This is a genomic window from Azospirillum sp. (genome assembly GCF_050789165.1).
This window is the reverse complement of record NZ_JBOZRT010000080.1, coordinates 37,429-50,653: the sequence shown is the minus strand read 5'-3', so window position 1 is coordinate 50,653 and position 13,225 is coordinate 37,429. Positions and strand designations below refer to the sequence as shown.

Below are 13,225 nucleotides of genomic sequence, written 5' to 3'. Positions count from 1 at the left end.
TGGTTGGCGTGTTCCACCGCAGGGCTGCCGGGGGAGTTTATCCCGACAGTCTCCTGCTTCACGGAAGCGCTGGTCCTGGCGTTTGAGGCGAGGGTGACCGACATGAAATCCTGGACTTTATCGCGAAGGGTGCCGCGCGCGTCATCACGCGGAGACGTCTGACGACCGCGCGACCGCACGCGGAGCACGCCCCAGGCAGCGGCCGGGGCCGGCTCCGCCCACCCGTCCGGCGGCAGCGCGCTCCGCGCCGCGCCGCGCAGCACCCCATGGCATCATGCGTCGGAAACCCATCCGCAGCCTTCTGACCCTCGACCCGCGGGCGGTCCTGCTCGGCATCGTGCTGACGGTGAGCGTGCTGGGCGGCCTGTCGTGGTGCGCGGTCACCGCGCTCGACTACATCGACACCATCGGGCGTGCCGTTCAGGACACGCGCGCGACGGCGCAGCTGCTCGAAGGGCATGCCCGCTCGATGCTGGAGCCGCACGTCGCGCTGCTCGACCGCGTCGCCGACCGTCTGCAGGGGCGCGGGATGGGCGCGCTGGCCGACCGCGCGCTGGACGAGGCGCTGTCGGCGCCGCCCGGCACCCTGGCCATCGTCGATGCCGACGGCAGCGGCGCGTTCGGCCCCACCATCCTGTTCGACGGCCCCCCGGACGGCGCGCTGGACCGCGTCGACGACGGCAGCGGCCTGCTGGCCGGGGCGGGCAGCGTGGACGGCGTGCCGGCGCTGGTGCTCGGCCGCCGGGTGCGCGGGCCGGACGGCGGGCGCGACGGCGCGGTGCTGGTGGCGCTGCCGGCGTCGGCGCTGTCGGCGGTGCTCAACGCGCTGGACGGGCCGCAGCGACACGCCGGGCTGTACCGTCCGGACGGCGGGCTGATCGCCGGAAGCGGCGTCGTCGCCCTCGGCGGGTTGCACGCCGTGGACGACGACGAGACGCAGGTCGCCGACTCCTGGCCTGCCGCCGGGCACGACAACGTGCTGGCGTGGCGCCGCGTCGGCCGGCTGCCGGTGATGGCGGCGGTGGCGGTGCCGCGCGACGCGGTGCTGGCGCCCTGGCGTTCGCGGCTGGAGCGCGGCGTGCTGGTCACCGGGACCAGCCTGCTGGCGCTGCTCGGCCTCGCCGGCCTCGGCTGGGGCAGCCTGCGCCGCGAGGAGATGGCGATGAAGGCGCTGGCCGAGGCCAACGCCCGGCTGGAACAGAGGGTCGAGGAGCGCACCTCCGACCTGCGCGCGCTGAACCAGAAGCTGGTCGCGGCGTTGGCCGAGAAGGAGCGGGCGCACCAGGCCAAGGCGCGCTTCCTGTCCGCCGCCAACCACGACCTGCGCCAGCCCTTCCAGGCGTTGCGGCTGTTCCACCACCTGCTGAACGAGCGGCTGAAGGACCCGCGCGACAAGGCCATCGCCGACAAGATGGGCGATGCGCTGGACAGCGGCGAGAAGCTGCTGCACGCGCTGCTGGAGGTGGCGACGCTGGACGCCGGCGTGGTGCGGCCGAACATCGGCGCGGTGTCCATCGACGGCGTGCTGGAAGAGGTGGTGGCGGAGTTCCGCCCGGCCGCCGCGGCCAAGGGGCTGGAACTGCGCGTGCACGCCTGCGGCTGCACGGTGCGCAGCGACCCGGTGCTGCTGACCCGCATGCTGCACGACCTCGTCGGCAACGCCGTGGCCTACACCGGGGAGGGCGGCATCCTGATCGGCTGCCGGCGGCGCGGGCAGTGGCTGCGCATCGAGGTGTGGGACACCGGCGCCGGCATCGCCGCCGAGCACCTGGACAGCATCTTCGAGGACTTCGTCCAGCTCGGCAACCCGGAGCGCGACCGCTCCCAGGGCCTCGGCCTCGGGCTCGCCAAGGTGCGGCGCAAGGCGGCGCTGCTCGGCCACGCGGTGGAGGTGCGCTCGCGCCCCGGCCGTGGCTCGGTGTTCGCCGTGATGGTGCCGGTGGCGGCGCCCGAGGCGGTGGCCGAGGCTGCCCCTGCGCCGACCGGGCCGGAGACGGCGGCGCCGGCCGAGCGTCTGATCCTGGTGGTCGAGGACGATCCGGTGCAGCGCTCGGGCGTGCAGCTGCTGCTGGAGGGTTGGGGGCACCGGGTCATCACGGCGGCCGACGGCTTCTCGGCGCTGGAGCGCGTGCGCGGAGCCCCGCGGGCGCCGGACGTGGTGGTCACCGACTTCCGCCTGCCCGGGCCGATGACCGGCGTGCAGGTGGTGACCCGCGTCGGCGAGGCGGTCGGCCACCCGGTGCCGGGCATCATCCTGACCGGAGACACCGCGCCCGAACGCATCCGCGAGGCGGTGGCGACCGGCTGCCGGCTGCTGCACAAGCCATTCTCGCCGGAGCTGCTGCGCGACGCGCTGGCCGCCGTCGAACCGGCACCCGCCGCCCGCGGCGCCCAGCGCGCGGCGACGGCGGCGTGAGGGATGTTCATAATTAATAAGTTCTTAAGCGGCGCAACGTAGGGTTCGGCTCGGATCGGAGTCTCCGCGTATGAACCAGCCACGTTCGCTCACACGGCTCGACCAGGCGCAGCTGGATGCCGTCGTCCGGCGGCACGAGATGTTCCGCAACGCCCGCATGGGCGGTGCCCGCGCCACGCTGTCCTTCTGCGACCTGTCCGGGCTCAACCTCGCCGGGCGCGACTTGGCGCACGCCGATCTGGTGGGCGCCTCGCTGAAGGGGGCGAACCTGTCGGAGGCGCGGCTGGACTGCGCGGCGATGTTCGCCTGTGATCTGCGGCAGGCCAATCTGGAGAACGCCAGCCTGATCAAGACCGACCTGCGCGGCGCCTGCCTGCGCGGCGCGGTGCTGATCGGCGCCAACCTGTTCGAGGCCGACCTGCGCGACGGCTCGCTGGCCGAGAAGGACCGCCAGGGCAACCTGCGCACCGTGCAGGTGGACAACCAGCCGACCGAAGCGTCGGGCGCCGACCTCTCCGGCGCCAACCTGACCAACGCGCGCCTGTCGGGTGCCATGGCCATCCACACCGACTTCACCGACGCGGTGATGAAGGGCTGCAAGCTGGTGCGCGCCACCATGCGCGGCGCCAACTTCAGCGGTTCCAACCTGGAGGGGGCGGACCTCTCGGGCGCCGACATGCGGGGGGCCTGCCTGCGCGGCGCCATCCTGACCGGCGCGTCGATGACGATGACCGACCTCACCGACGCCGACATCGAGGACACCCTCACCGACGCGCCCGTCGGCCGCACCCTGGCCGAGTTCGACCGGCCGCTGGAAGACCTGCTGCGCGACCACATCATCTGGGTCGGCACCGGCGGTGCCCAGGGCGCGCCGCTCGATCTGGCGGAGTTCGACCTGCGCCACGATGCGCCGAGCTTCGCGCACGGCTGCCTGACCATGCTGCGGGCGCCGCGCGCCACCTTCTACGGCCTCGACATGACCAGCGTGCAGCTGCAGGCCGCGGTGCTGGACGGCGCCGACATGCGCGTGTGCAAGCTGCACGGCGCCGACCTGCGCGGCATCAACCTCAAGGGCGCCAAGCTCAACAACGCCGACCTGCGCAACGCCAACCTGCGCCCGCTGGTGTTCGACGAGAAGCGCTCCATGCGCTCGGAGCTGGCCGGGGCGAGGCTGCGCTACGTGGACTTCCGCGGCGCCTGCCTGCGCGGCGTGAACTTCGCCGGAGCGGACCTGTCCTTCGCCAACCTGATCGGCTGCGACATGGCCAAGGCCGACTTCAGCCACGCCAAGCTGTTCGGCGCCAAGCTGGAACGCAAGGCGCTGGAAGGCGTGATCCTCGACGGCGTGGCCGGGCTGAAGCTTTAGGGCACCGGATCCGGCGCCGCTTCGAAGCCGCGCAGGATGGCGCGGCCGTCTTGCGAATTGGCGAACGCCACGAACCGCTGCGCGCCGGCCGTCGGGCTGGCCGGCACCGCGAAGCAGACGCGCACCGGCAGCGGGTACGAGCCGTCGGCGACGGACGCCGCCGTCGGCGCCACCCCGTCCAGGGCGAGCACCCGCACGCCCGGCCGCTCGCTGAGGACCTGCAGCAGCGTCGCCACCGCGAACGAACCGGGGATTTCCTGCGCCAGCGCGATGTTCTGCTGGTCGGTGGTGCCGACGGGCATGCCGCGCCGGGCGAACGCCGCCTCGATCGCGCGCTCCATGCCCGGGATGGCCTGGGCGAGGTATGGCATCTCCATGCCGGCGCGCAGGCGCAGGATCGGGCGCAGCGGCGCGCCGTCCGGCCAGTTGCCGACGCTGCCGTCGTAGATCGCCGGCAGCCGCTTCCGTTCGACCCCCGCCGCCGAGGGGTGCGAGGTGACGAAGATCAGCGCCGTTTTCAGGCAGCTTGCCTCGCGCAGGCCCTGCGCGCGCTCCTCCGGCAGCAGCGGGCGGGCGGCGATGGCGACCTCGACGGCCCCCTGCGCCAGCGCGCGCAGCCCACCCGGCGTGCCGAGGCTGCGCAGCACCTCGACCGAGATCCCCGGATCGGCCGTCTGCAGCGCGTCGGCGAGCGCCTGCGCGGTGGCCAAGCCGATGCCGGTGCCGCCGACGCGCACCTTGTCCGCGGCGTGCGCGGCTCCGCCCAGCCCGACGATCAGGGCCGCGGCGGCGGCCCGGTGTGCCCAGCGTGCGATCACGGCGAATCCCTTCCTTGGCCTGGGACGAACGTTATGCCACATCGGGTCGGGTGCCGTCCGTCACGTCCAGCACCATCCCGGTGGTGCGCACGCTGAGGTCGAACAGATCCCGCGGCAACGGGCGGCGGTCGCGCGCGTGCTCCAGGAAGAAGGCCAGCGAGCGCGTCAGGGACTCCCGGAACACCGTGTCGAACGCCGCGGCCTCGCGGAACCGCTCCGGCGGAGCGGCGAAGTTGCCGCTGGCGTCGAAGGTGTTGCGGGGACCGTGCAGCGTGATGCCCCGCGGATCGCAGGTCAGCACGCCGTTGCTGCCCAGCAGCGACAGCCGCAACGCGAACGGCGCCGCGTAGGAGGCGAGCACGCTGGACGTGGCGCCGCCGGCGTGCCGGGTGGCGAGGTGGCACGTGTCATACGCGGTGCCGCGCCCGGCCACGGTGGACGGCGCGTAGTCCCAGCGCTCCACCGGCCCCAGCAGGTGGCCCAGCAGGTCGACGAAATGCACCGCCACCGTCTCAAGCACGCTGTGCCGGTGCCGCGCCCCGTCGGCGCGCCAGGAGCCGGGGAAAATGTCCTTGAAAGCCAGCCCGTGCGTCGACTGCACCTCGGCGTGCAGGACGCGGCCGAGCCGGCCATCGGCCACCGCCTCGCGCGCCCGCTCGGCCCAGCGGCTGAAGCGCAGGTTGAAGCCGAAGTAGGTGCGGGTCGGGTCCAGGGTGCGCAGCATTTCCCAGTCGGCCCGGGTGGTGACCGGCGGCTTCTCGCAGAACACGTACCCGTCATAGCCGGCGAGCCGGCGCAGATAGCCGCCGTGCGTGTCGTTCGGCGACAGGATCAGCACCGCGTCGCAGCCCAGCAGGTCCTCGAATCGTGTGGTGCCGCCGGGGCGGTCGGGGACGTAGTCCGGGTGGTAGACCACCTCGACCCGGCCCAGGCCGGAGGCGTCGGCCAGCTCGATGATGCGGGCGGCGTGGTTGCGCCAGCCGATGGCGCCGAGGCGCAGGGTCATGATACGGCATCCTGTAGGGCGGCGGAAACCCGCTCCACCACGCCCGGCCAGTCGCCGCGGCGGTCCTGGCGGAACAGGCGCATGGTCGGGTACCACGGGCTGTCGGCGCGCTCCAGCATCCAGCGCCAGTCCGGCACGAACGGCAGCAGCAGCCACACCGGCCGGCCCAACGCCCCGGCGAGGTGCGCCACCGCGGTGTCCACGGTGACCAGCAGATCCAGCGCCTCCAGCGCCGCCGCGGTGTCGGCAAAGTCGTGCAGATCGGGCCCAAGCTCGGCGACGCCGTGCGCGGCCAGGATCGCGCGGTCGCCGGGGCGCGGCTCCTTCTGCACGGCGAAGAAGCGCACGCCGGCCGTGCGCAGCAGCGGCTCCAGCGCCGCCAGCGGCAGCGAGCGGTTGGCGTCGTTGGCGTGGCCGGGGTTGCCGGCCCAGACCAGACCCACCTTCACGCCGCCGCCCAGCCGGTGCCGCCACGCCTCCACCCGATCCGCCTCGGCCGTCAGATACGGCACCTCCGCCGCAATGCGACCGACCAGCCGCGGCAAGCTGAGCAGCGGGGCGTGCAGGTCGAAATCCGGCAGCGGGCCGCACAGGTCGGCCTGCGCGCTCACCCCCTCCAGCCCGGCGAACAGCCGGCGCAGCGGCGGGTGCGCCTCCAGCACCACGCGCGCGCCCATCCGTGCCACCTCGCGCGCGTAGCGTGCGAACTGGATGGCGTCGCCCAGGCCCTGTTCGGCGTGCAGCAGGATGGTGCGGCCCTCCAGCGGCCCGCCGGTCCACAGCGGCGGCGCGAAGCTCCGGCGCGGCGAGGAGAAGTCCTTGTACAGCCAGCGCCACTCGTACTCGGCGAAGCCCTCGGCGAGGCGGCCGTTGAGCAGCAGCGCCAGCGCGAGGTTCCAATGGTCCTTCGGGTTGTCCGGCCGCGCCCGCACCGCCTGGACGAAGGCCTCCAGCGCCTCGGCGCAGCGGCCCTGCGCGGTGAGCACGCGGCCGAGGTTGCCCCACGCCTCGCCCAGCGCCGGGTTGAGTCCGGCGGCGGTGCGGTAGGCGACCTCCGCCTGCGCCTCTTCGCCCAGCTTCTCCAGAGCGAATCCCAGGCTGCTCCACGCGTTGGCGAAGGCCGGCCGCAGCGCCACCGCGCGGCTGAGCGCCGCCACCGCATCGGCCCAGCGCTGCATCCCATTGAGCGCGTTGCCGAGATTGAGGTGCGCTTCGGCCAAGTCGGGGGCGAGGTCCACCGCGCCGCGCGCCGCCGCCGCCGCCTCGGCCGGGCGCCCGGCGCCCTCCAGCGCGAGGGCATGGTTGCACAGGAATTCCGGCGAGCGGCGCAGCCGCACCGCACGGCCGACCAGCGCCGCGCTGCGCGCCGCGTCGCCCCCCTGATAAGCGATCAGGCCGGAGAGGTGCAGCGCGTCGGCCTCGGCGGGGTTCAGCGCCAGCACCATGCGGTAGAGGCCGGCCGCCGTCTCCACCTGTCCGCCCTGGTGCAGGCGGACCGCGAGGGATAGGCGGGGCAGGACCTCGGCGTCGCTGGTCATTGCGGATTCCCGGAGTGGCGTGCCGCCAGCTTAGGCAGGCTTTCGTAAATGTTGGTTAAGAATTCTGACCGAGACTGGCGCGGCACCCGACGCGGGGATCAGGCGCAGTGGCGAACAGACTGGCTTTCACTTGGCAGCTTTCCGAGGCGCACGGCTGGGGCCTCGTGGGCGTGCACACCGCGTTGCACCTGACGGAGCGCGGCCGGCCGCCGCTGCTGCTGGCCAGACCGGCCATGGAGACTCTGCGTCCCGAGAACCGCCTGCGCCTGGGCGCGTTGGCGCAGGAACACGACCAGCTTGCCAGCATCAGCGCGCAGGTCGGTGGACAGGTGATCCGCACCGGCGAGGTGGACATCCTGCACGCGCTGGGCAACGGCTTCCTGAAGAGCGGCGGGGTGTCGATCCCCTTCCAGGGCTGGCGCAACGTCGGCGTCATCGCCTTCGAGGACACGCGGCTCGACGGCGCGGTGCTGGCGCGGGCGCGCGGCTACGACCGAGTGATCGTGCACTCCACCTACAACCGCGACCTGCTGCTGGACCGCGGCCTGACCGACGTCGGCATCGTCTTCCAGGGCATCGATCCGTCCGAGATGACCCCGCTGCCGCCGTCCGGCGCCTTCGGCGACCGCTTCGTGGTGTTCTCCGGCGGCAAGCTGGAGTTCCGCAAGGCGCAGGACGTGGTGCTCGCCGCCTTCCGTGCCTTCCACGCCCGGCACCCGGACGCGCTGCTGGTCACCGCGTGGCACAATCTGTGGCCGGCCTCCGCCCGCACCATCGCCGAATCGCCGCTGGTCGACGGCGCCCCCGAGCCGGATGGCGAGGGCGGGCTGGGAATCCACGCCTGGGCGGTGGCCAACGGTGTGCCGGCGGACGCCTTCGTCGACCTGGGTTTCCTCGGCCGGCGCGCGGTGGCGGCGGTGCTGGCCGACTGCCACGCCGCGGTGTTCCCCAACCGCTGCGAGGGCGCCACCAACCTCGTCGCCATGGAGGCGATGGCCTGCGGCGTGCCGGTGATCCTGTCGGCCAACACCGGCCATCGGGACGTGCTCCGCCCGGGCGCCGCGCTGCCGCTGACCCGGCAGACGCCGCTGCCCGACCTGCACGGCGCCCGCGCCGGTTGGATGGACTCCTCGGTGGAGGAGCTGGTCGAGCATCTGGAGACGCTCTACACCGACCACGCGGCGGCGCAGGCCATGGCCGGGCGGGCGCTCGACTTCATGCGGACCGAGCGCACCTGGGCGTCCTTCGCCGCCGGCTTCGTCGACCTCTGCACCGTCTGAGGGAGGCGCGTTTGTCCCCGCCCGGCCTGGCCCGCATGCGGGCGACCATGCTCTACAACGCCGGCATCGGCCTGCACGGGCAAGGCCGGCTGGAGGACGCCGTCACCGCCTTCCGCGACGCGGTCGATGCCGATCCGACCTTCGCCGAGGCGCACTTCAACCTCGGCAACACGCTGGCGCACGGCGGCCGCTGGGACGAGGCGGTCGAGGCCTACCGCGCCGCCGCCGGGCTGGCGCCCAACGCCGCCGAACCATCCTTCGCGCTGGGCGTGGCGTACGAGCAGCTCGGGCACGCGCGGGCGGCGGCCGGCCATCGGATCGAGGCGGCGGCGGCCTATCGCGCCGCGCTGCTGTTTCGCCCCGAGGCGCCGATGGCGCACGTCGCCCTGGGCAAGGTGCTGCTGGAGCAGGGGCGGGCGGCGGACGCCGCCGTGTGCTTCGCCCGCGCGGCGCGGCTGAACCCGACGTTTGCCGACGCGTTCGGCGGGCTGGGCAGCGCGCTCCGCCGGCTGGAGCGGTACGCCGACGCCGAAGCGGCCTGCGCCGTGGCGATCCGCCTGCAACCGATGGGCGCGGCGGCGCACGCCACGCTGGGCGACGCGCTGTACGGGCAGGAGCGGCTGGAGGAGGCGGTGGCCGCCTACCGCCGGGCCGTCGCGCTGTCGCCGGGATTCGTTCATGCCTGCGTGCAGCTCGGCAGCGCGCTGCTGGCGCTCGGGCTGGCGGAGGAGTCGCTGGCCGTGTGCCGTGCCGCGGTCACGCTCGCCCCCGCGCCGTCCGCGCCGCACAACAACCTGGGCAACGCGCTGAAGGCGCTGGGCCGCATGGAGGCGGCGGAACGGGCGTTCGCCGCGGCCGTGTCGCGCGCGCCGCGGGATCCGCTGATCCGCCTGAACCACGCACTGGCGCTGCTGACGCTCGCCCGCTTCGACGAGGGCTGGGAGGCGTACGAGGCGCGCTGGCGGACCGGCATGGTCCGGCCGCGCCCTTTCACCCAACCCCAGTGGGCCGGCGAGCCGCTGGAGGGCCGCACCATCCTGCTGCACGCCGAGCAGGGCATGGGCGACACGCTGCACTTCGTCCGCTACGCCCCCCTGGTGGCGGCGCGCGGCGGGCGCGTGTTGCTGGAGGTGCAGAGGCCGCTGCTGCGCCTGATGCAGGGCGTGCCCGGCGCCGAGCGGGTGATCGCCCAGGGCGACCCTCTGCCGGAGTTCGACGTGCACGCCCCGCTGCTCGGCCTGCCGCGGGCCTTCGCGACGCGGCTGGACGGCATTCCCGGCGCCGAGCCCTACCTGCGCGCCGATCCCGCGGAGGTCGAGTCCTGGCGGGCGCGGCTGCCGGCGGATGGGCTGCGCGTCGGGCTGGTGTGGGCCGGCGAGGCGCGCAAGGGCGTGCCGCACGCCAACCGCATCGATCGCCAGCGTTCGCTGGCGCTGTCGCAGCTGGCGCCGCTGGCCGGCATTCCAGGCGTGCGCTTCGTCAGCCTGCAGAAGGGGCCGCCGGCCGAGCAGCTGCGCGACCCGCCGCCGGGGCTCGACGTGCTCGATCTCATGGACGGGGTGGGGGACTTCGCCGATACCGCGGCGCTGGTCGCCAACCTCGACCTGGTGGTGGGCGTCGATACCTCGGTGATCCATCTGACCGGCGCGCTGGCGAAGCCGGTGTGGGTGCTCTCGCGCTTCGACGGCTGCTGGCGCTGGCTGCTGGGGCGCGACGACAGCCCATGGTACCCGACGCTGCGCCTCTACCGCCAGGATCGCCCGCTGGACTGGACCGCCGCCATCGAGCGTCTGGCCGCCGACCTGCGCGCATATGCGACGGCGCATGAATCGGCAGTACCCTAGCGCCGCGCCCGGAATACACGTTCCATTAACGAAGATCCTTTACCGGTTTGACTGGCAAAGCATGCGCCGGATGTGGCCGGCGCCGCCGCAAAAGCGGCCGCGATGGAGCGACACACCATGAAGATCCTGTTCGTCAATCCCAGCCTGCGCCCGACGGCCTCGCACCGCTACCTGCCGGTCGGCCTGGGCTATGTGGTCACGGCGGCGAAGGTGGCGGGCTTCGCGTTCGACATCCTGGACGTGGACGCCACCGACTATACCGACGATCAGGTCGAGGCGTTCCTCACCAAGGGCCGGTACGACGTGGTGGCGGTGGGCTCCATCGTCACTCATTACCGCTGGGTGCGCTGGCTGGTGCAGACGGCGAAGCGGGTGAACCCGGGCTGCGTCGCCATCGTCGGCAACTCGGTCGGCGGTTCGATCCCGGAGATCCTGTTCCACACCACGCCGGTCGACGTCGTGGTGCTGGGCGAGGCCGACATCACCATCGTCGAGGTGCTGGAGACGCTGCGCGACGGCAAGCCGCTCGGCCACGCCGTCGAGCCGCCGGTCGAGATCCCGCACGACAACGGCCCGTACCCGGCGACCGTCAAGGGCGCCGGCGTGCTGGGCATCGTCTTCCGCGACGAGCGGGGGCGCATCGTGCAGAACGACCGCCGCCCGGCGACCAAGCTGGTGGACGAACTGCCCTGGCCCGACTGGGACCTGTTCGACGTGCAGACCTACATCGAGCGTGGGCGCGAGACGGCGCATTCCTCGGTGTGGCGCTACCCGCTGGAAGAGGCGGTGGTGTTCCCGGTGAACACGGCGCGCGGCTGCGTCTTCAAGTGCACGTTCTGCCACTACGTCTTCTGGCACGACCCGTACCGGCACCGTTCGGTGGACTCGATCCTCGGAGAGATCCGGCACCTCAACAAGAAGTACGGCGCCAACTACATCAATTTCTGGGACGAACTGTCCTTCCACAAGATCGGCCCGGCCGAGAAGTTCCTCGACGCGCTGGCGGCGTCGGGCCTCGACATCCACTGGACGGCGGCGGTGCGCTCCGACCTGCTGGGCCGCGACGACGTGCCGTACGAGGACCGCCTGCGCGTGGCGAAGAAGTTCGCCGACACCGGCTGCACCTCGCTGGGCTTCTCGCTGGAGTCCGGCAACGACGAGATCCTCACCGCCATGAACAAGCGGGTGCGCGCCGACTTCTTCCGCGAGCAGGTCCGCGTTCTGCGCGAGGCGGGGGTGGTGTGCTCGACCAGCGTGGTGGTCGGCTACCCGCAGGAGACACCGGAGACGCTGGCCGACACCATCCGCATGTGCGAGGAGACGCGGGTCTACCCCAGCGTCGGCTACCTGCTGCCGCTGCCGGCGACCGGCATGTGGAAGCACGCGCTGGAGCACGGCCACATCACCGACCCGCACCAGTTCCTGACGGACGTCACCGAGCGCCAGGATCTGGTGATGAACATGACCACCATGTCCGACGACCAGTTCCAGGGCGAGGTGAAGCGCGGCTTGAGCCACCTCAACGAGGTGCTGAACTGCGAGTTGGACGAGAGCACGCTGATCAAGACCGGCGGCTACCAGAAGCACGACCGCAACCAGACCGCCGACGTGTTCAAGCACCGCAACACCACGGATTCGCTGAACTACGCGAGCCTGACCGGGGCGGTCTAACCCTCGCCCCGCCACTCCACCGCGGCCCCCCGCGGCACCGCCAGCGCCAGCAGGTGCTCGGCCGTGGGCCGCGTGAGCGTCGCGTCCCAGGCCTGCGGGTCGTCGGGGGAGGGGGTGATCGCCGGCGCCTCCACCGTCACCGAGAAGCTCTTCAACGGCAGTGCCAAGCCCAGGCCGCGCGCCTTGATGTAGGCCTCCTTCAGCGTCCATACGCCGAAGAACACCGCGTTCTTCCGCTCCGGCGGGGCGGCGGCCACCTGCGCGCGCTCGGACTCGGCGAAGGCGACGCGCGCCATGCCGTCGAGGTCGAGGCGGCGGTCCGTCCGCTCGGCGTCGATGCCGACGGTCAGGCCGCGGGCGATGGCGCAGGCGGCCAGCCCGTCGGCGTGCGTCAGGTTGAAGGTCAGCCCGGTCTCCGGCCCGGTGAGATACGGCCGGCCGTGCGCCTCGGCGGCGAAGCGCCAGTCGCGCGGATCCACCGCGGCGTACTGCGACAGCGCGGTGCGCAGCAGCGCGTGCGCTGCGGCGAACAGCCGGCGCGTCTCCGCCCGGTGGAAGCGGTGCCAGCGCGCGGTTTCGCCCTGGTCGAGCAGGGCGAGTCCCTCATCCTCCGGGCCCGGCGGAACCGGGCGGACCCAGACATGGACGGTGCCGGGCGGCAGCGCGAGCACCGGCGCCGCTCAGGACTTCGGCCGGAACGCCTTGCACACCGCCGCGTCGGTGTCGATCCAGGCGCCGCCGATCAGGTCGAGGCAATAGGGAATCGCCGGGAACACCGCCATCAGGCAGTCGTGGATGGCCGAGGGCTTGCCCGGCAGGTTGACGATCAGGCTGGTGCCGCGGATGCCGGCAGTCTGCCGCGACAGGATGGCGGTCGGCACCACCGTCAGGCTGACGGTGCGCATCAGCTCGCCGAAGCCGGGCATCATCTTCTGGCAGACGCGTTCGGTCGCCTCCGGCGTCACGTCGCGCGGCGCGGGGCCGGTGCCGCCGGTGGTGACGATCAGGTCGCAGCCCTCTGCGTCGGCCAGCTCGGTCAGGGTGGCGACGATCCCCTCCAGGTCGTCGGGGATGACGCGGGCCACCGGCTCCCAGGGCGAGGCGATGATCGCTGACAGCTCCGCATGGATTGCCGGGCCGCCCTTGTCCTCGTAGATGCCGCGGCTGGCGCGGTCCGACACGGTGACGATGCCGATCTTCAGGGGACGCTGGCGGCCGGGCGTGGTCATGGTGGTTCCTGTCTGGAGCGCAAAGCGCGACTGGGCCGTTGAGGCCCCGCGGCCCCA

10 protein-coding genes are annotated in these 13,225 nt (G+C 72.9%); 5 read left to right on the top strand and 5 right to left on the bottom strand.

The features are described 5' to 3' along the window. The first annotated feature begins 274 nt into the window (after positions 1-274). Together ACRWK7_RS17220 and ACRWK7_RS17215 are read left to right on the top strand one after the other, a co-directional pair. A complete protein-coding gene (locus tag ACRWK7_RS17220; protein WP_431857496.1) occupies positions 275-2,416 on the top strand; it encodes a hybrid sensor histidine kinase/response regulator in 2,142 nt (713 codons plus the stop codon). Between the two features lie 70 nt (positions 2,417-2,486). Beyond that, positions 2,487-3,782, top strand: a complete 1,296-nt coding sequence (locus tag ACRWK7_RS17215) for a pentapeptide repeat-containing protein (RefSeq protein ID WP_431857495.1) — start codon at positions 2,487-2,489, stop codon at positions 3,780-3,782. Here ACRWK7_RS17215 and ACRWK7_RS17210 read toward each other — a convergent pair. Genes ACRWK7_RS17210 through ACRWK7_RS17200 form a run of 3 tightly spaced genes read right to left on the bottom strand, consistent with a single transcriptional unit; the run spans position 3,779 to position 7,144 of the window. Then, positions 3,779-4,600 (bottom strand): PstS family phosphate ABC transporter substrate-binding protein, encoded by an 822-nt coding sequence (locus ACRWK7_RS17210; protein WP_431857494.1) that lies wholly within the window; start codon positions 4,598-4,600, stop codon positions 3,779-3,781. The two genes, ACRWK7_RS17215 and ACRWK7_RS17210, sit on opposite strands and share 4 nt — an antisense overlap. Positions 4,601-4,631: 31 nt before the next feature. Next, positions 4,632-5,606, bottom strand: coding sequence for a Gfo/Idh/MocA family protein (locus tag ACRWK7_RS17205; RefSeq protein WP_431857493.1), 975 nt, complete (start codon positions 5,604-5,606; stop codon positions 4,632-4,634). Next, complete coding sequence (locus tag ACRWK7_RS17200; protein WP_431857492.1) at positions 5,603-7,144, bottom strand: tetratricopeptide repeat protein; 1,542 nt, start codon at positions 7,142-7,144, stop codon at positions 5,603-5,605. Before ACRWK7_RS17200 ends, ACRWK7_RS17205 begins: the two co-directional genes overlap by 4 nt. Before the next feature lie 107 nt (positions 7,145-7,251). On the opposite strand from ACRWK7_RS17200, the gene ACRWK7_RS17195 reads away from it, so the two are divergent. The 3 genes from ACRWK7_RS17195 to ACRWK7_RS17185 all read left to right on the top strand — a co-directional run bounded on the left by ACRWK7_RS17195 (position 7,252) and on the right by ACRWK7_RS17185 (position 11,939). Continuing rightward, on the top strand, positions 7,252-8,424 hold the full coding sequence (locus ACRWK7_RS17195) for a glycosyltransferase family 4 protein (RefSeq protein ID WP_431857491.1): 1,173 nt from the start codon (positions 7,252-7,254) through the stop codon (positions 8,422-8,424). A gap of 11 nt (positions 8,425-8,435) precedes the next feature. Beyond that, complete coding sequence (locus tag ACRWK7_RS17190) at positions 8,436-10,268, top strand: tetratricopeptide repeat protein (RefSeq protein WP_431857490.1); 1,833 nt, start codon at positions 8,436-8,438, stop codon at positions 10,266-10,268. Positions 10,269-10,385: 117 nt separating this feature from the next. After that, positions 10,386-11,939 carry a B12-binding domain-containing radical SAM protein gene (locus ACRWK7_RS17185; protein ID WP_431857489.1) on the top strand — a complete coding sequence of 518 codons (1,554 nt, stop codon included), beginning with the start codon at positions 10,386-10,388 and terminating at the stop codon, positions 11,937-11,939. Here ACRWK7_RS17185 and ACRWK7_RS17180 read toward each other — a convergent pair. After that, positions 11,936-12,610, bottom strand: coding sequence for a 4'-phosphopantetheinyl transferase family protein (locus ACRWK7_RS17180; protein WP_431857488.1), 675 nt, complete (start codon positions 12,608-12,610; stop codon positions 11,936-11,938). The two genes, ACRWK7_RS17185 and ACRWK7_RS17180, sit on opposite strands and share 4 nt — an antisense overlap. A 9-nt stretch (positions 12,611-12,619) precedes the next feature. After that, complete coding sequence (gene mog / locus ACRWK7_RS17175; protein ID WP_431857487.1) at positions 12,620-13,168, bottom strand: molybdopterin adenylyltransferase; 549 nt, start codon at positions 13,166-13,168, stop codon at positions 12,620-12,622. Positions 13,169-13,225: the final 57 nt, after the last annotated feature.